General features: G+C 71.7%; 17 protein-coding genes. 14 read left to right on the forward strand and 3 right to left on the reverse strand.

Annotated features, from left to right (window positions below; all coding sequences use genetic code 11):
- The first annotated feature begins 110 nt into the window (after positions 1-110).
- The 9 genes from ACWDD7_RS17240 (at position 111) to ACWDD7_RS17280 (ending at position 7,890) form a co-directional block, all read left to right on the forward strand.
- Positions 111-767 (forward strand): HAD family hydrolase, encoded by a 657-nt coding sequence (locus tag ACWDD7_RS17240; protein ID WP_351875960.1) that lies wholly within the window; start codon positions 111-113, stop codon positions 765-767.
- Between the two features lie 116 nt (positions 768-883).
- A complete protein-coding gene (locus ACWDD7_RS17245; RefSeq protein ID WP_450457910.1) occupies positions 884-1,675 on the forward strand; it encodes a VC0807 family protein in 792 nt (263 codons plus the stop codon).
- A 23-nt stretch (positions 1,676-1,698) separates the two neighbouring features.
- A complete protein-coding gene (locus ACWDD7_RS17250) occupies positions 1,699-2,910 on the forward strand; it encodes an MFS transporter (protein WP_392214736.1) in 1,212 nt (403 codons plus the stop codon).
- On the forward strand, positions 2,861-4,033 hold the full coding sequence (locus ACWDD7_RS17255) for an acetoin utilization protein AcuC (protein ID WP_450457911.1): 1,173 nt from the start codon (positions 2,861-2,863) through the stop codon (positions 4,031-4,033). The genes ACWDD7_RS17250 and ACWDD7_RS17255 overlap by 50 nt, the downstream gene beginning before the upstream one ends.
- Before the next feature lie 75 nt (positions 4,034-4,108).
- Positions 4,109-4,906, forward strand: a complete 798-nt coding sequence (locus ACWDD7_RS17260; protein ID WP_450457912.1) for a phosphatase — start codon at positions 4,109-4,111, stop codon at positions 4,904-4,906.
- 129 nt (positions 4,907-5,035) lie between these two features.
- Entirely contained in the window at positions 5,036-5,248 is a 213-nt protein-coding gene (locus ACWDD7_RS17265) for a helix-turn-helix domain-containing protein (protein ID WP_046417307.1), read from the forward strand.
- Positions 5,249-5,381: 133 nt separating this feature from the next.
- Positions 5,382-5,480: a 30S ribosomal protein bS22 gene (locus ACWDD7_RS17270; protein WP_003948845.1), complete on the forward strand. Its 99-nt coding sequence runs from the start codon at positions 5,382-5,384 to the stop codon at positions 5,478-5,480.
- Positions 5,481-5,721: 241 nt separating this feature from the next.
- On the forward strand, positions 5,722-6,780 hold the full coding sequence (locus tag ACWDD7_RS17275; protein ID WP_450457913.1) for an NAD-dependent epimerase/dehydratase family protein: 1,059 nt from the start codon (positions 5,722-5,724) through the stop codon (positions 6,778-6,780).
- A gap of 24 nt (positions 6,781-6,804) precedes the next feature.
- Complete coding sequence (locus ACWDD7_RS17280; RefSeq protein WP_450457914.1) at positions 6,805-7,890, forward strand: lysophospholipid acyltransferase family protein; 1,086 nt, start codon at positions 6,805-6,807, stop codon at positions 7,888-7,890.
- A gap of 74 nt (positions 7,891-7,964) precedes the next feature.
- Here ACWDD7_RS17280 and ACWDD7_RS17285 read toward each other — a convergent pair whose 3' ends face one another.
- The 3 genes from ACWDD7_RS17285 to ACWDD7_RS17295 all read right to left on the reverse strand — a co-directional run bounded on the left by ACWDD7_RS17285 (position 7,965) and on the right by ACWDD7_RS17295 (position 11,520).
- Entirely contained in the window at positions 7,965-9,173 is a 1,209-nt protein-coding gene (locus ACWDD7_RS17285; protein WP_450457915.1) for a DUF5667 domain-containing protein, read from the reverse strand.
- Between the two features lie 247 nt (positions 9,174-9,420).
- Complete coding sequence (locus tag ACWDD7_RS17290; RefSeq protein ID WP_351875944.1) at positions 9,421-10,209, reverse strand: ECF subfamily RNA polymerase sigma factor, BldN family; 789 nt, start codon at positions 10,207-10,209, stop codon at positions 9,421-9,423.
- Between the two features lie 381 nt (positions 10,210-10,590).
- The gene (locus tag ACWDD7_RS17295) at positions 10,591-11,520 is read right to left on the reverse strand and encodes an HAD family hydrolase (RefSeq protein ID WP_450457916.1); all 930 of its coding nucleotides are present in this window, start codon (positions 11,518-11,520) and stop codon (positions 10,591-10,593) included.
- Between the two features lie 118 nt (positions 11,521-11,638).
- Here ACWDD7_RS17295 and ACWDD7_RS17300 point away from each other — a divergent pair, with 118 nt between their 5' ends.
- The 5 genes from ACWDD7_RS17300 to ACWDD7_RS17320 all read left to right on the forward strand — a co-directional run bounded on the left by ACWDD7_RS17300 (position 11,639) and on the right by ACWDD7_RS17320 (position 17,295).
- Positions 11,639-11,920 (forward strand): glutaredoxin family protein, encoded by a 282-nt coding sequence (locus ACWDD7_RS17300; protein WP_450457917.1) that lies wholly within the window; start codon positions 11,639-11,641, stop codon positions 11,918-11,920.
- A gap of 281 nt (positions 11,921-12,201) precedes the next feature.
- Positions 12,202-12,972, forward strand: a complete 771-nt coding sequence (locus ACWDD7_RS17305; protein ID WP_351875935.1) for a redox-sensing transcriptional repressor Rex — start codon at positions 12,202-12,204, stop codon at positions 12,970-12,972.
- Positions 12,969-14,639, forward strand: coding sequence for a glutamyl-tRNA reductase (locus ACWDD7_RS17310; RefSeq protein ID WP_450457919.1), 1,671 nt, complete (start codon positions 12,969-12,971; stop codon positions 14,637-14,639). The genes ACWDD7_RS17305 and ACWDD7_RS17310 overlap by 4 nt, the downstream gene beginning before the upstream one ends.
- On the forward strand, positions 14,636-15,595 hold the full coding sequence (gene hemC, locus ACWDD7_RS17315) for a hydroxymethylbilane synthase (RefSeq protein WP_450457920.1): 960 nt from the start codon (positions 14,636-14,638) through the stop codon (positions 15,593-15,595). The genes ACWDD7_RS17310 and hemC overlap by 4 nt, the downstream gene beginning before the upstream one ends.
- Positions 15,592-17,295 carry a bifunctional uroporphyrinogen-III C-methyltransferase/uroporphyrinogen-III synthase gene (locus ACWDD7_RS17320; protein ID WP_351875927.1) on the forward strand — a complete coding sequence of 568 codons (1,704 nt, stop codon included), beginning with the start codon at positions 15,592-15,594 and terminating at the stop codon, positions 17,293-17,295. The genes hemC and ACWDD7_RS17320 overlap by 4 nt, the downstream gene beginning before the upstream one ends.
- The last annotated feature ends 108 nt before the right edge of the window (positions 17,296-17,403 follow it).

The raw sequence follows: 17,403 nt of genomic DNA on the forward strand, positions 1-17,403 counted from the left end.
GTACTGCAGGGGGGACCCTGTGGGAGAGTAGGACGCCGCCGAACAATTTTTGGGAAAACCCCCGCACCAGTGGTGCGGGGGTTTTCTGCGTTTACTCCTAGGGTTGGTCCATGCGCTATGAACTGATCATCTTCGACAACGACGGCGTCCTGGTCGACAGCGAGCCGATCTCCAATCGGCTCCTGGCGGCCCATCTGACCGAACTGGGCGTACCGACGTCGTACGAGGACTCCCTGCGCGACTACATGGGCTCGGCGATGCACCGGATCCACGATCTGGTCCTGGAGCGCACCGGGCGCCGGCTGCCGGAGGACTTCGACGACGTCTTCCACGCGCGGGTCTTCGCCGCGTTCGAGCGGGAGCTGGAGCCCGTGCGGGGCGCGGCCGAGGTGCTGGAGAAGCTGGCCGCGGACGGGGTTCCGTACTGCGTGGCCTCCTCCGGAAGCCATGAGCGGATCAGGGTGGGGCACCGGACCACCGGACTCGACCGGTGGTTCGAGGAGGAGCGGATCTTCAGCTCGCAGGACGTGGGCAAGGGCAAGCCGGCGCCCGACCTCTTCCTGCACGCGGCCGAGCGGATGGGCGTCGCCCCGGAGCGGTGCGCGGTCGTGGAGGACTCCCCGCTGGGCGTCCAGGCGGCCGTGGCGGCCGGGATGGACGTGTACGGGTTCACCGCGATGACCCCCGCCGAACGCCTCACCGGGGCGACCCGGCTGTTCGCCGCCATGCGGGAGCTGCCCGACCTGCTGATACGACCCCTGATCTGAGCCTGCTCCGGGCCGTGGCATGACCCTTGCCATCCGCCGGGGCCTGACATCCGTCATGCCGTCGTCCGGACGATCGTTTCTACCGGGGGACCCCCGCCGGCCGCGAAGCTGGGGGCATGACGAAGAACACGGGGGCCCAGGGCCGGCGCACGCGGAAGAACCGGAAGCAGAACCCCGGCATGCTGGACACCCTCAGGCCGCTCCTCCTGGACGTGGCCGTGCCCCTCGGGGCGTACTACCTGCTCAGGGACGGTCTCGGCGCGAGCACCCTCGCGGCGCTCGCCTGGAGCAGCGTCGTACCGGCGGCGCGGACCGTATGGGGCCTGGTGCGCGAGCGCCGGGCCAACGCGCTGGCCCTGCTCATCCTGGTGGTCAACGTCGTCTCGCTGCTGGTGAGTTTGGTCGCCGGGGACCCCCGGTTGATGCTGGCCAAGGACGGCGCGGTCAGCAGCACCCTCGGCATCGGCATACTGCTCTCGGTCCGGCTCGGGCGGCCGATGATGAGCGCCGCGATGATGCCCTTCCTGGTCAAGGGGGACCCGGCGAAGGAGGCCGCCTGGCAGCGGCTCGTCTCCGGCGTCTCGGCCCGGTCCGCGGCCTTCCGGCAGCGGGAGAAGGTGTTCTCCGCCGTCTGGGGCCTGGCGCTGCTCGCCGAGTGCGTCGCCCGGGTCGTCGGCGCGTACATCGTGCCCGTGGACACCATGGTCTGGCTCGGCACCGTCTTCCTGATCGCCGCGATGGTGATCGCCTTCGTGGCGAGCGGCGCGCTGGCCGCCGAGCCCATGGAGAGGATGCTCGCCGCCGAGGTGACGGAGACGGCGGACGGCACGGCGCACGAGGCGACCGCCTGGTGGAACTCCCTCGAAGCTGAAGGAAATTCATCTTTGGCGGTGTCTACCCACAAGTAGTCCGGGGCCCTACGCTCGCCGCCATGACAGATGTGCTGCGGCGCGGCAGGGCCTCGCTGGCGTTCGCGTTCTTCGCCCAGGGCGCCGCCTTCGCGCTGCTGGTGACGCGCATCCCCGCCATCCAGGACCGGTACGGCATCTCCGACGCGCTGCTGCCGGTCTTCCTGGCCGCCGTGCCGGTCCTCGCGGGCGTCGGCAGCGTCGCCGCCGAGCAGTTGGTCAAGCGGGTTCGGCCCAGCCGGCTGCTGCGCTGGTCCCAGCCGGTGGCGCTGCTCGCGCTGCTGGGCGTTGGTGCGGGCGGGCAGGGGCAGCTGGCCGCCGTGGCGGTGGCGCTCGGGTTCTTCGGGCTGTCGGTGGGGGCGCTGGACGCCTCCATGAACATGCTCGGGGTGAGCCTGCAACGGGCGTACGGGCGCAGCATCATGCTCGGTTTCCACGCCACCTACAGTCTGGGCGGCATCGTCGGGGCGTCGCTCGCGTGGGCCGGGGCGCACTGGCAGCTCGCGCTGTGGGTCTCGTACCTGCCGGTGGTGGCCGTCCTGCTGCCGGCGACGCTCGTGGGCAGCCGGTGGTACGTCGACGGGGACACGGGGGCGGCGGAGGGGAGCGGCGGCGGGGGTGTGGTCTTCCGGCTGCTGCTGCCGCTGTGCCTGGTGATGACCTTCGCCTACATCGGGGACTCCACGGTCTCCAACTGGAGCGCGAAGTACCTGAAGGACGTGCTGGGCAGCTCGGAGCAGCTGGCGACGGTGCCGTACAACGTGTACATGGTGACCACGCTCGTGGGGCGGGCCCTGGGGGACTTCGGGGTACGGCGCTTCGGCGCGGCGGCGGTCGTACGGCTCGGGGCGCTGGTGGCGGCCGGCGGGTTCGCGGTGGTGGCCGCGGCGCCCGGGGCGTGGCTGGGGATGCTCGGGTTCACGCTGCTGGGCCTGGGGCTGTGTGTGCTGGTGCCGCAGACCTTCGCGGCGGCGGGGCGGCTGTTCCCGGGGGCCTCGGACGCGGCCGTCGCGCGCCTGAACGTCTTCAATTACGTCGGATTCCTGGTCGGATCGCCGTTGGTGGGGGCGGTGGGCGACGCCTGGAGCTATCGCGGGGCGATGTTGCTGCCGATGGTGTTGGTGCTGGTGACGCTCGTGTACGCCAGGTCGTTCGCGACGAGTCCGGGCGGATACGGTGGCGGGCATGAGCGGCCGCGCACAGCTGATGTGGGACGAGGCAGTAACGGGCTATGACTTCGGCCCGGGCCATCCGATGGATCCGGTACGGCTGGCACTGACCCGGAAACTGGTCGGTGCCCTGGGCGTCGACCGGGAGCTGGAGATCGTCGCGGCGAAACCGGCCGGGGAGTCGACGCTGCGGCTGGTCCACCGGGAGGACTACATCGACGCGGTGAAGGCCGCGTCGGCGGACCCGGCGGGGGCCGACGGGTCGTACGGGCTCGGGACGGCGGACGATCCGGCGTTCGCCGGGATGCACGAGGTGTCCGCGCTGATCGCCGGGCAGTCGGTGGCGGCGGCGGAGTCGGTGTGGCGGGGGGACGCGCTGCACGCCGTGAACTTCTCCGGCGGGCTGCACCACGCGATGCCCGGGGCCGCCTCCGGGTTCTGTGTGTACAACGACGCGGCGATCGCCATCGCGCGGCTGCTGGAGCTGGGGGCCGAGCGGGTCGCGTACGTGGATGTGGACGTGCACCACGGGGACGGGGTGCAGGCCGCGTTCTGGGAGGACCCGCGCGTGCTGACGATCTCGGTGCACGAGCATCCGCGCACGTTGTTCCCGCAGTCCGGGTGGCCGCAGGAGACCGGCGGCGGGGCGGGGGAGGGGGCGGCGGTGAACCTGCCGCTGCCGGCCGGGACGGGGGACGCGGGGTGGGTACGGGCGTTCCACGCGGTGGTGCCGGAGCTGCTCGCGGATTTCCGGCCGCAGGTGCTGGTCTCCCAGCACGGGGCCGACACGCACTTCGAGGACCCGCTGGCACACCTCGCGGTCTCGCTGGACGCGCAGCGGGCGGTGCAGATGGCGTGCCATGAGCTGGCGCACGAGTACGCCGACGGGAAGTGGGTCGCGCTCGGCGGTGGCGGTTACGCCGTGGTGGACGTCGTACCCCGATCCTGGACCCATCTCGTGGCCATCGCCGCGGGGCGGCCCCTCGCGCCGGAGACGGTGATCCCCGAGGGCTGGCGCCAGGACGTCTACGCCCGCACCCGGCAACTCGGCCCCCAGCGGATGACGGACGGCCGCTGGCCGGTCCCCTGGTCCTCCTGGGAGGGTGGTTACGACCCCGCGGACCGCCTGGACCAGTCGGTCCTGGCGACCCGCCGGGCGGCGTTCCCGCTGCGGGGGCTGCTGCCCTAGGGTCCATTACGCCAACCGTGCGGAATACCCGGGTATTTCCCCTGCCCGGCCATCCCGTACGCCACCATCGCAAGCGTGTTGGCCTACCTGTCCGCCGCCGGGCTGGCCGGGGTCGTCGAGACCCCCCGGGAGCGGAGTCTGCGGAGGTACCGTCAGTTCGCGGCCCGCGATCCCCGCGCCCTGATCGGGATCGACCCGCAAGGGCCCTGGGGACTGCCGGAGCTGCTCGGCCTGATGGCGGACAGGTGTGGTGTCTCGGCCGATCCCCGGTACCTTTCGGGGCCGGACGCGATCGACCCGGCGCGGACGCTCGCCGCGCTGGACGCGTTCGCGGAAAGACTCGCGGCGGCAGCACAGCGTCACGCACCCGTGCTGTTCGGCACCGGCCACCCGCGCCCGCTGCTCGGTTTCTACGCCGCCCTCGCGGACGCCCTCTCGGCGGCGGGATGTGAGGTCCTCACCCCCGCGCAGGGTCGCTGTGTCGACATATTGACCCGGTTCGGTCTACGCACGCACCGCATCGACTACGTACGACGCGTCGCGTTGGTGCGGGAAACCGGCGCCGGGCGCCCCGGTTGTGAGCCTGGCGCGCACTGTCATTCACCGCTGCCCGTCCGGGTCGTGCTGGCGGCCGCCGCGGCCGCCGGCGGCCCGCTGCCCGAGCTGGTCGTCGGTGATCACGGCTGGCTCTGCGGCGCAGGTCAGCTGGGGTTCGAGGCGATCGGCCCGGCCGACGCCGACGATCCCGCGCCGTTCGTCGGCGAGGCGGAGGGCACCGTCGCCGTCGTCGTACCCCTGGACGACGGAGTCCGGTCTAGTCACTACCTGCCACTCACCCGCTACGTACTCAAACGCGCGTGTCTGTCACAGTAGGCCGCCGATGGGTGCACCTCTTCCCCACTCGCATCACCCGCCCCTAGTCTGGGGAGTGAGCACGCAGCGACGAAGAGTCACCGGAAGGGGAAGCCGGTGGCCGTCGAGTGCGGAAGGTGCAGGTGTGTCATGGCTGCAGCTGGCGAGAGGCCTCTGAACGAGGTTCAGTTCCTGACCGTGGCGGAGGTCGCCACGGTGATGCGAGTGTCGAAGATGACCGTGTACCGCCTGGTGCACAGCGGTCATCTGCCCGCGATCCGGGTGGGGCGGTCCTTCCGCGTCCCCGAGCAAGCGGTCCACGAGTACCTCCGCGACAGCTATGTGGGGGTGGAGACGGCCTGACGACCCCCTCCGGGGGGTCCCGGAGACCCTCGATTACGACCTCGGCGCTCGGTTGGGTAGGCTAGCCCCTCGTAGGTCGTGTGGGCCCATGGCGCCCAAACAACCGAGTGATGAGAAGTGAGCGAGGGTAGTCGTGGGCTCTGTTATCAAGAAGCGGCGCAAGCGGATGGCCAAGAAGAAGCACCGCAAGCTGCTCAAGCGCACGCGCGTTCAGCGTCGCAACAAGAAGTAAGCACGGTCCCCGCGTCCGCGCGGGCGCACCGTGAGCGACGCTCCGCGAGAGCGTGTCCTGTGGCCCTCCATCGGCAACGATGGAGGGCCACAGGCGTATCCCGGGTCATCCGGCCGACTCCAGCCGGGGAATTTCCGTCACCTCGCGCATCGGGCAGTCATCACAGTGCAACGTCCACCCGCTAAGTTGGCCCCCACGGGGAACGCGGAACGTGAGTCACGCGGGAAGAAAGGCGCTGATCTTGGGCAAGGTCGTGCTCGTCACCGGGGCGGCCCGGCAACTGGGCGGCCGGTTCGTGCGGCGGGTCCAGCGGGACCCGGAGGTCGAGCGGGTGATCGCGGTGGACGCGGTGCCCCCCGCGCACCGGTTGGGCGGGGCCGACTTCATCCAGGTCGACATCCGGCAGCCGACCATGGCCCGCGTCCTCGCCGAGACCGGCGCCGACACCGTCGTACACCTCGATGTGACGGGCACCGCGCTGGGCGGCGGCAGCCGGGCCACGGTCAAGGAGACCAACGTCATCGGCACCATGCAGCTGCTCGGCGCCTGCCAGAAGACGCCGGCGGTCGAACGGCTGGTGATCAAGTCCAGCACCAATGTGTACGGCTCCGCGCCGCGCGACCCCGCCGTGTTCACCGAGACCACCTCGGCCAAGTCGCTGCCCAGCGGCGGGTTCGCGAAGGACACCGTCGAGGTCGAGGGATACGTACGGGGGTTCGCGCGGCGGCGGCCCGACGTGGCCGTGTGCGTGCTGCGGTTCGCCAACATCCTGGGGCCGTCCGCGGACACCCCGCTCGCCTCGTACTTCGCGCTGCCGGTGCTGCCGACCGTGTTCGGCTACGACCCGCGGCTCCAGTTCGTGCACGAGGACGACGTGGTGGAGGTGCTGCGGCTCGCCTCGCACGAGCCGCGCCGGGGCACCCTCAACAGCGGGACCTTCAACATCGCCGGGGACGGGGTGCTGCTGCTGTCGCAGTGCTCGCGGCGGCTCGGGCGGCCCACGGTGCCGCTGCTGCTGCCCGCGGTGACCTGGGCCGGCTCCCTGGTCCGTACGCTGGGTATGACGGACTTCTCACCGGAGCAGTTCCGGCTGCTGACCCACGGGCGGGTCGTGGACACCGCCCAGATGCGCGAGACGCTGGGATTCACCCCCCGCTACACGACGGCGGAGACGTTCGCGGACTTCGCCCGCGTCCAGGGCACGGGGCTGCTGCCGCCGGAGGCCGTCGCGGGAGCCGTCGACCGGATCGCCGCGCTGGCCCTGCGGGGCGGCCGGCCCACGACGCACAGCGCCGACTAGCGCCAACCGAGGAGCGCGGTAACGATGGCGGACGCCAAGGTCATTCCCTTCGACGACGACCGGTCCCGGGGGAGCGGGAGCGGTGGCGGTCCACAGCGGTCCGGGAGACGGTGGAGCGCGGGCGCCCGGCGCGGCGGTCGCGGCGACGCCGGGTCCGGGTCCGGGGAGATGGGCGAGGTGCAGCGGTTGCCGGGGCGGGGTCCGGTGCGGGAGGACGGGCCGGTGGGCGAGGACGACACGCCGGTGGAGCGGCCCGCGCCCGGTGAGGAGGACGGCCTGGAGCGGCGGGTGGCGGCCGGGCTGGCGTTCCTGCGGCGACGGCTGACCGGGGACTACGAGGTCGACGACTTCGGGTACGACGCGGAGCTGACCGACCAGGTCCTGATGTCGATGCTGCGGCCGGTGTACGAGAAGTACTTCCGGGTCGAGGTGAAGGGCGTCGAGAACATCCCGGACAAGGGCGGGGCGCTGATCGTCGCCAACCACTCCGGGACGCTGCCGCTGGACGGGCTGATGATGCAGGTCGCGGTGCACGACCACCATCCGGCCGACCGGCATCTGCGACTGCTCGCGGCGGACCTGGTGTTCGTGCTGCCGGTGGTCAACGAGCTGGCGCGCAAGCTCGGGCACACCCTCGCGTGCGCGGAGGACGCGGAACGGCTGCTGGGCCAGGGTGAGCTGGTGGGGGTGATGCCCGAGGGGTTCAAGGGCATCGGGAAGCCCTTCAGCGAGCGGTACAAGCTCCAGCGGTTCGGGCGGGGCGGGTTCGTGTCGACGGCGATGCGGCAGGGCGTGCCGATCATTCCGTGTTCGATCGTCGGCGCGGAGGAGATCTATCCGATGATCGGCAACGCGAAGACGCTCGCGCGGGTGCTGGGCATCCCGTACTTCCCGCTGACGCCGACGTTTCCCTGGCTCGGGCCGCTCGGTGCGGTGCCGCTGCCGACGAAGTGGACGATCCAGTTCGGTGAGCCGATCTCCACGGACGGCTATCCGCCGGAGGCGGCCGAGGACCCGATGCTGATGTTCAATCTCACGGACCAGGTGCGGGAACAGATCCAGCACACGCTCTACAAGCTGCTGGTCCAGCGGCGATCGGTCTTCTTCTGACCGGCTTCTGACGACCGGTCGTACGACGATGGGGGCGCCCGCGCGAAATCGGGCGCCCCCACGGTCGTACTGCCCTAGTTCGCCTCGTCGTTGTCGATTCCCAGGCCCGGCAGGAGGCCGGGCAGGAGCGGGGGAAGGGTGACGTCGGGGGCGGGGCTCGGGGGTTTGGTGGTGGACGGGGTACTGCTGTCGCCGCTGGACCTCGGCGGGTCCAGCAGACCGCCGGTGCTGCCGCCGAGCAGTCCGTCGTCCGTGCTGCCGGTGGCGGTGCCGGTGGGGTTGCCGGTACCGGTGCGACCGGCGGACGGGGTGCGGTGGCTCGGCTGGGTCGACCGGTGGGTGCCGGGGGACGCCGGGCCGGAGTCCCGGCGCGTGCCGTCGCCGCCCTGGGAGGGCTGCTGCGGCAGCAGGGACTGCAACGGGGCGACCTCCTGGTCTATGGCGTCGAAGACCGACGACACCTGCTGTTTGACGTCCCCGAGCTGCACCGGAAGCTTGTCGCTGAGCGCGCTCCATGCCTCGCGATGGGACCGGGAGAACGTGGACAGCGCCTGGATCGGGCCCAGCTGGTCCGGGTCGGCCTCATAGGCCGCGTGCAGCAGCCGGTGGCCCTCGCTGACGTCGTGCTGCATCCCGGACAGGGTGCGGCGGATCTCGCCGATGGACTCGTGGTCGAGGTGGCCGCCGCGGCCGCGCTCCATCAGTCGGCGGGCCTCGCCGAGCCGGGTGGAGGCCTGGTCGAGGTAGACCTGGCCGCGCTGGTCCTCGCCGTCGCTGAGGTAGTTGAGCTTGAAGTCCTCGATGCCGCGTTTCAGTCCGTACAGCTGGTCGCCGGGCAGGGCGTGGGAGCTGGCGGCGGCGACCCCGCCGAAGGCCCCCGCGGCCACGCCCACGCTGAGCCCGCCGGCCGCGAGGCCCTTGGTCAGCCTGGACCGCGGCCGGAGTTTGCCCAACGGACTCGCCCGGTGCGCGCCCTTGGCCCTTCGCTGACCGGGTACGGTCGCGTCCCCCGCCCCGGCCCCCTCCTGGAGCATGGCCTCCATCGCGGCCACCAGCTGAGCGCGCTGGACGACCTTGACGTCGGGGTCGAGCTGCGGCCGGGGCAGCGCGCCGAGGCCGTCCGCGAGGGCCAGCAGCCGGCCCCGCTCGGTCAGTTCCTCGGTGGTCGGCGGGGAACCCGCCGGTGCGTCGGACTGCTCGGCCGCCGTGTCCCGGTCGGACTGCTCCTCCAGGGCCTGGGCGAAGGCGTTCGCCCGCCGGTGCGCCGATACGTTCGCGATCACTGGCGGCACCTCCTCTCGTCATGACGGTCGACTCCCCAGGGGGTCCTGAGGGTTGCACACCCCGACCGCTTCCACCCGATCGAGCGATGGGGCGGCAGGGACGTGACCACAGGGAGCCTGTATCCCGCTCAACGACTGGCGCGGCACTTGGGTTACGGACCCCGGATGATCCGTCCGGAACGCCAACGTGCCTTGACGGAAGGTGAGTTGGCGGTCGCCCGGAGTGGTGGGGCGGGGACGGGTGCTTTCAGCGGGCGTCGTCCGGCAGCAGCCGGGCGAGCGTGCGGACGGCGCGGTACTGGAGGGTCTTGATCGCACCCTCGTTCTTGCCCATGACCCGGGCGGTCTCCGCCACCGAGAGCCCCTGGAGGAAGCGGAGCGTCACGCACTCCTGCTGCTGCGGGTTGAGGCGACGTACGGCGTCCAGGAGCGCGGCGTTCGACAGGGACTCCAGGACGGAGTCCTCCGGGGAGCGCTCGACCTCGTTGGCGTCCAGCATCTCGCCGGTGGTGACCTCCAGGCGGAAGCGGCTGGACTTGAAGTGGTCGGCGACGAGGTTGCGGGCGATCGTCACCAGCCAGGCGCCGAAGTCGCGGCCCTGCCAGGTGAAGGTGCCGATCCTGCGCAGGGCGCGCAGAAAGGTCTCGCTCGTCAGGTCCTCGGCGGTCGCGCGGCCGCCGACGCGGTAGTAGATGTACCGGTAGACGGTGTCGCTGTACTGGTCGTACAGCCGTCCGAATGCCTCGGCCTCGCCCGCCTGGGCGCGCTCGACCAGGTCCATCATCCGGGCGCTGTCGCTGTCGGCGGCCGGCCGGCGGGCGGTGGTGGCGCCGCTCGTCCCGGCGGAGCGCCCTCGTCTGGCGACGGCGGCGCCGCCGTCGGCCAGTGCGTAGCACGGGCCCGTGGGTACGGCGGTGGCGAAGGCGGGGACGGCGAGCGCGGTGGGGACCAGGCCGCGCAGCGTCTCTTTGACCGTTGCGACAGATGCGCGCAGCGTAGCCAGGCCCGAGGCGTCAACCCCGACGTGTGGGTACACGGGACTCCCAGAGGCAGAGCTTTCATCACGTGCAGTGCGGAACCGTTCACCCGTCGTGGCGACGGAGGGGTACCGGTTTGCGTCTGAGGAGAATAACGCTTCGTACAGGCGCTGCTACACCGAGTTGCTCAAATCACCGATTGCGTCGCATCTGTAACCGATTGTTGCCACATCCCGTTACGCATCCTGATCATTTCTTGACCGAAAAAGGGCGTGTTTCGGTGAACTCCAGGACAAGTTGAAATGGCCGCGGCATAATTCCGGGCGCGTGGCGAAGCGCCCGGCGGGGGTGCGGGGAGCCGCGCGACCAGTCACGACGGTCATCGCTCGGAGGTCGGCCCGAACCCCGGCGGCGGTGGTCCGTACCGGGTCGACCGATACTTATCGGCGCCGGCGACTCAAAGCGATCGCCGCGGCGGTGCCGCCGGCGACCGCGCCGACGCCCGCCGCTGCCGGAATCCCCACCTTCGCCGCCTTGCGCCCCGTGCGGTAGTCCCGGAGCCGCCAGTCCTTCTCCCGCGCGTGCCTGCGCAGCTTCGCGTCCGGGTTGATGGCGTAGGGGTGGCCGACGAGGGACAGCATCGGGATGTCGTTGTGGCTGTCGCTGTACGCGGCGCAGCGGGCGAGGTCCAGGCCCTCCGCCGAGGCCAGCGCGCGCACCGCCTCCGCCTTCGCGGGCCCGTGCAGCGGCTCGCCCACCAGCCGGCCGGTGTAGACGCCGTCCACCGACTCCGCGACCGTCCCGAGCGCCCCGGTCAGGCCCAGCCGGCGCGCGATCACCGTCGCGATCTCCACCGGCGCCGCCGTGACCAGCCACACCTTCTGCCCCGCGTCGAGGTGCGCCTGCGCGAGGGCACGGGTGCCCGGCCAGATCCGGTCGGCCATGTACTCGTCGTAGATCTCCTCGCCGATGGTCTGCAGCTCGGCGACGCGGTGGCCCTTGACGATGGACAGCGCCGAGTCGCGCGCGTCCTGCATGTGCTCGGGGTCCTCGACGCCGGCCAGCCGGAACCATGCCTGCTGCCAGGCGAACCGGGCCAGGTCGCGGGTCTCGAAGAACTTCCGCTTGTACAGGCCCCGCCCGAAGTGGAAGATCGCGGCGCCCTGCATCACGGTGTTGTCGAGGTCGAAGAACGCGGCCGCGTGGACGTCGCCGATCACCGGGAACTCCGGTTCGTCCGCGTCGGCCCGCGCGGTCTCCCGCGTCTCCTCCGAGGACTTGCGTGCGGCCTCCGCCGAGGCCTCGCCTGCCAACACGCTCCGCGCCGTGGCGGAGCGCCTACGGGGAGTGAGCCATCCGAGAGCGGCCATGCCGTGAGCATAGCCAGTCCGTCCGGTGCTTCCGGAGCCGAGAGGTTCGAACCCCGTGAACTCTGGGTGAGGCGAGGGTTAAACCGGTTGCGCGGGGCGGCGCGCGAGAATGGCCGGTATGAGTCCACTCTTCCGACGCAAGAGCGAGAAGACCGAGCCCGGTGAGCGGCTGGTCACGCTGATCCGCAAGCCGGGCTGCCATCTGTGCGACGACGCGCAGGCCGTGATCGAGAAGGTCTGCGGGGAACTCGGGGTCCCCTGGGACCAGAAGGACATCAGCGAGGACAAGGAGCTGTACGACCGCTACTGGGAGCAGATCCCCGTCGTACTCGTCGACGGTGAACAGCACACCTTCTGGCGCGTGAACGCCGACCGGCTTCGTCGCGCACTGACCGAGTAGTCCAACTGATCCCTAAAGTCGCTTAGGATCTACGGGCGGTTAGGTCTCGGGGGCGGGATTCGTGAGGAGCGTGTGCGGTTTTGCCCCCAGTAACGAAGGTGCGCCGGTGTGTGTGCGCCGGTTCCCGCCAACGGCGCGAAAGGCGCGTGACCCCGGTCACTTCTGCCGGGCAAATCGGACACCATCTTTGTGCACGCGTTCACAAAGACATAGCCTGCTTTCGACGGGGCGGTCTGGGGAGCTATGACCGCCCGCAGCCCCGCTCTACCCGCAGGAGCACCGTGGCAACTGGCCGAACACACCGACCGGCGACCCGCAGCCGAGGGATTCCCGAGGCCACCGTCGCCCGGCTTCCCCTGTACCTCCGAGCCCTGACCGCGCTGTCCGAGCGCTCGGTACCCACGGTCTCCTCCGAGGAGCTGGCCGCGGCCGCGGGGGTCAACTCCGCCAAGCTGCGCAAGGACTTCTCTTACCTGGGCTCCTACGGAACGCGCGGTGTCGGCTACGACGTGGAGTATCTCGTCTACCAGATCTCCCGCGAACTCGGCCTCACCCAGGACTGGCCGGTTGTCATCGTCGGTATCGGTAACCTCGGCGCCGCCCTCGCCAACTACGGCGGGTTCGCCTCCCGCGGCTTCCGGGTCGCCGCGCTGATAGACGCCGACCCGGGGCTGACCGGCAAGCCGGTCGCGGGCATCCCCGTGCAGCACACCGACGACCTTGAGAAGATCATCAAGGCCGACCGGGTCTCCATCGGCGTCATCGCCACCCCGGCCGGCGCCGCCCAGCAGGTCTGCGACCGGCTCGTGGCCGCCGGGGTCACCTCCATCCTGAACTTCGCGCCGACCGTCCTGTCCGTGCCGGACGGCGTCGACGTGCGCAAGGTCGACCTGTCGATCGAACTCCAGATCCTCGCCTTCCACGAGCAGCGCAAGTCCGGCGAGGAGATCGCGGCCGGTGAGGGCGCCAAGGCCGCCGCCGCGGTCACCCCGCCCGGCGACTCCTCCGACCAGGGGCCCGACGGGGACGTACCCGCCGTGATGCCGGCATGAGCCTCCTCGTCGTCGGACTGAGCCACCGCAGTGCCCCGGTCAGCGTGCTGGAGCGGGCGGCGCTGAGCGCGGACGCCCAGACCAAGCTGCTGCACGACACGGTCGCCGCCGAGCCCGCCACCGAGGCCTCGGTGCTCGCCACCTGCAACCGCATCGAGCTGTACGCCGACGTGGACAAGTTCCACGCCGGTGTCGCCGAGCTGTCCACGCTGCTCGCCCAGCACAGCGGCGTCGGCCTGGAGGAACTGACCCCCTACCTGTACGTCCACTACGAGGACCGGGCCGTCCACCACCTCTTCTCGGTGGCCTGCGGACTGGACTCGATGGTCGTCGGCGAGGGCCAGATCCTCGGCCAGATCAAGGACTCCCTGGCCCGCGCCCAGGAGCTGCACACGGCCGGCAAGCTGCTGAACGACCTGTTCCAGCAGGCGCTGCGGGTCGGCAAGCGCGCCCACTCCGAGACCGGCATCGACCGCGCGGGTCAGTCGCTGGTCACCTTCGGTCTCGAACAGCTGGCCACCGGCATCGCCGTACCCGCCTGGGCGCGGGGCAAGAAGGCGCTGGTCATCGGCGCCGGCTCGATGTCCTCGCTGGCCGCCGCCACGCTCGCGCGGGCCGGGGTCGCCGAGATCGTCGTGGCCAACCGCACCTTCGACCGCGCCGAGCGCCTCGCCGAGATCCTGGTGGCGGCCGACGACAACACGGTGACCGCCCGTGCGGTACGGATGGCCGCCGTGCCGGACGAGCTGACACGTGCCGACGTCGTCGTCTCCTGTACCGGGGCGACGGGCCTGGTGCTCACGGCGGAGTCGGTCGCGCAGGCGGTCGAGGGCCGCACCGGGCAGCCGCTCGTCGCCGACACCGCCGACACCGCCGTGCGGACCGAGACCCCGCAGCCCGCCGCCGACGAGAACTGCCCCCTCGACCTGGCCGCCGCACAGCCCGGCTTCTCCGTCATGGGCGAGGCCGCCGTGGCCGGGATGGACGCGGCCACGCTGGAGCAGCACGCGACGTGGGCCGCGGGAGGCAACACGCGCACCGCGGGCGGCCGTACCCCCGAGGCGGACGCCGAACTGATCACCGCGCTCGCCGCGACCGCCGCCACCGTGGGCCGGATCCCCGAGCGGCGCCGCCCCGAGCCGGTCGCCGAGCGTCCCGCGCCCGCCGTCTTCCTCCTCGACCTGGCCATGCCCCGCGACATCGACGCGGCCGTGCACCGCCTGGCCGGGGTGCGGCTGGTGGACATCGAGTCGCTCGCCGAGGCCTCCGCGGACGCGCCGATGGCGGCCGACGTGGACCAGGTCCGGCGTATCGTCTCCGACGAGGTCGCGGCCTTCGGGGCGGCCATGAGGGCGGCGCACATCACGCCGACCGTGGTCGCGCTGCGCACCATGGCCGCCGACGTCGTCGCCGCCGAGGTCGGGCGCCTGCACGGCCGTCTGCCCGAGCTGGACGAACGCCAGCGCGGCGAGATCCGCCAGGCCGTGCACCGGGTCGTCGACAAGCTGCTGCACGCGCCGACCGTGCGGGTCAAGCAGCTCGCGGCCGAGCCCGGCGGCGCCGGGTACGCGGACGCGCTGCGCACCCTGTTCGACCTCGACGCCGAGACGGTCGCCTCCGTCTCCCGGGCCGAGGACAGCACAGAAACGAAGGACCGACCGGCATGAGTGACAAGGCACTGCGACTGGGGACCAGGCGGAGCAAGCTCGCCATGGCCCAGTCCGGGCAGGTGGCGGAGGCCGTGCGCCGGGTGACCGGGCGACCGGTCGAGCTGGTCGAGATCACGACGTACGGCGACACCTCCCGCGAGCATCTCGCGCAGATCGGCGGCACCGGCGTGTTCGTCACGGCGCTGCGCGACGCGCTGGTGCGCGGCGAGGTCGACTTCGCCGTTCACTCGCTCAAGGACCTCCCCACCCAGCAGCCCGCGGAGCTGGTCCTGGCCGCGCTGCCGGTGCGCGAGGACCCCCGGGACGTGATCGTCGCGCGCGACGACCTGAAGTTCACCGACCTGCCGCGCGGCGCCCGCATAGGCACCGGCTCCCCGCGCCGCATGGCGCAGCTGAACGCGTACGCCCGCGCGCACGGCCTGGACATAGAGACGGTCCCGATCCGCGGCAACGTGGACACCCGCATCCGGTACGTCCGGGACGGCGAGCTGGACGCGGTCGTGCTGGCGGCCGCCGGGCTCAACCGGCTCGGCCGCATCGAGGAGGCGACCGACTTCCTGTCGGTCGACACGGTTCTGCCCGCCCCCGGCCAGGGGGCCCTGGCGATCGAGTGCGCGGCCCAGCGCGCGGACCTGATCGCGGCGCTCGGCGAGCTCGACGACCCGTTCACGCGGGCCGCCGTGACCGCCGAACGGTCACTGCTCGCCGCCCTGGAGGCCGGTTGCAGCGCACCTGTGGGTGCGTTGGCCGACTTGTTGGGGGGCGGGCAGATTGTCAAGGAAATGCGCCTGCGCGCCGTCGTCGGGACCACCGACGGCACCCGCATGGTGCAGTTGTCCACCACCGGTCCCGTGCCCCGGACGCACGAGGGTGCGCTGGCACTCGGTAGCGACCTCGCCACCGAGATGCTCGCCCAGGGCGCGGCCGGTCTGATGGGGGAGCGAGCACATTGAGCCCCACCGCCCTTCCTGCCGCCGGTCCGGAACACGGGCACGTCACCTTCCTCGGTGCCGGACCCGGGGATCCGGGACTGCTGACTCTGCGCGCCGTGGAGGCACTGTCGAACGCGGACGTCCTGATCGCCGAGCCCGACGTGCTCGATGTGATCCGGACGCACGCACGGCAGGGCGTCTCCGTCGTGCACACCGACGGGAACCTGTCCACGTCGCCGCCGGGCACGCCGCAGCTCACGGTGGTTGACGGCACGTCAGCCACCGCCGCTGCCCCGTCTCCTGCCCGGGATGCCGCTCATCTTGTCATGGAGGCCGCGCGGGGCGGCAGGCGGGTCGTACGTGCGGTGTCCGGTGACCCCGGGCTCGACACGGACGCCGCCGAGGAGATGCTCGCCTGCGCCGCCGCCGGGGTGCCCTTCGAGGTCGTACCCGGCGTCGCGGCCGCGGTCGGTGTCCCCGCCTACGCCGGTGTGCCGCTGCGGGACGCCGACGGCGCGGACGTCCGGTTCGTGGACGCCCGTACCGCCTCCGACCGCTGCTGGACCGAGGTGGGCGCCTCCGACGGCACGGTGGTCGTCTCCACGACCCTGGACGCGGTGGCCGCCGCGGCGGGCGAGCTGGTCTCGGCCGGCCGCAAGCCGGACACCCCGCTGACGGTCACCATCGCCGGTACGACGACCCGCCAGCGCACCTGGACCGCCACCCTCGGCACCATCGCGCAGACGCTGAAGCAGGCGAAGGTGCTGCCCTCGCCGGACGGCGGCCGCCCGGTGATAGCGGTGGTCGGCGAGCGCTCCGCCGCCGCCCGGCGGGACCAGCTGTCGTGGTTCGAGTCCAAGCCGCTGTTCGGCTGGAAGGTGCTCGTGCCGCGGACGAAGGAGCAGTCGGCTTCCCTCTCCGAGCAGCTGCGATCCTACGGCGCGGTGCCGCACGAGGTCCCGACCATCGCGGTGGAGCCGCCGCGCACGCCCCAGCAGATGGAGCGCGCGGTCAAGGGCCTGGTCACCGGCCGCTACGAGTGGATCGCCTTCACCTCGGTCAACGCGGTGAAGGCCGTACGGGAGAAGTTCGAGGAGTACGGCCTTGACGCTCGGGCTTTTGCGGGTATCAAGGTGGCTGCGGTGGGTGAGCAGACGGCTCGCGCGCTGATCGCCTTCGGCGTCAAGCCGGACCTGGTGCCGTCGGGTGAGCAGTCGGCGGCGGGCCTCCTGGAGGACTGGCCCCCCTACGACCCGGTCTTCGACCCGATCGACCGCGTCTTCCTGCCCCGCGCCGACATCGCCACGGAGACGCTGGTGGCCGGCCTGATCGAGCTGGGCTGGGAGGTCGACGACGTCACGGCGTACCGCACCGTGCGCGCCTCGCCCCCGCCGGCCGAGACCCGCGAGGCGATCAAGGGCGGCGGCTTCGACGCGGTCCTGTTCACCTCGTCCTCCACGGTCCGCAACCTGGTCGGCATCGCGGGCAAGCCGCACAACGTGACGGTGATCGCGTGCATCGGCCCCGCGACGGCGAAGACGGCCGAGGAACACGGCCTCCGTGTCGACGTCATGGCCCCGGAGCCCTCGGTGCAGAAGCTGGCCGCGGCCCTGGCCGACTTCGGCGCGAAGCGCCGCGACGCGGCGCTGGAGTCGGGGGACCCGGTGACGCGTCCGAGTGAGCGTCGGCCGGGTGCGCGCAGGCGTCGTTCGACGACCTGACCCACGGATGCCGCAAGCGTCCCGCACCCCCGCGTGGTGCGGGACGCTTGGCGTTCCCGGGTTCGACCGCTGGTCGGAGGAACCACCCCTCCGGTTGTCAGTACTCTG

Source organism: Streptomyces sp. NPDC001056 (assembly GCF_053598955.1).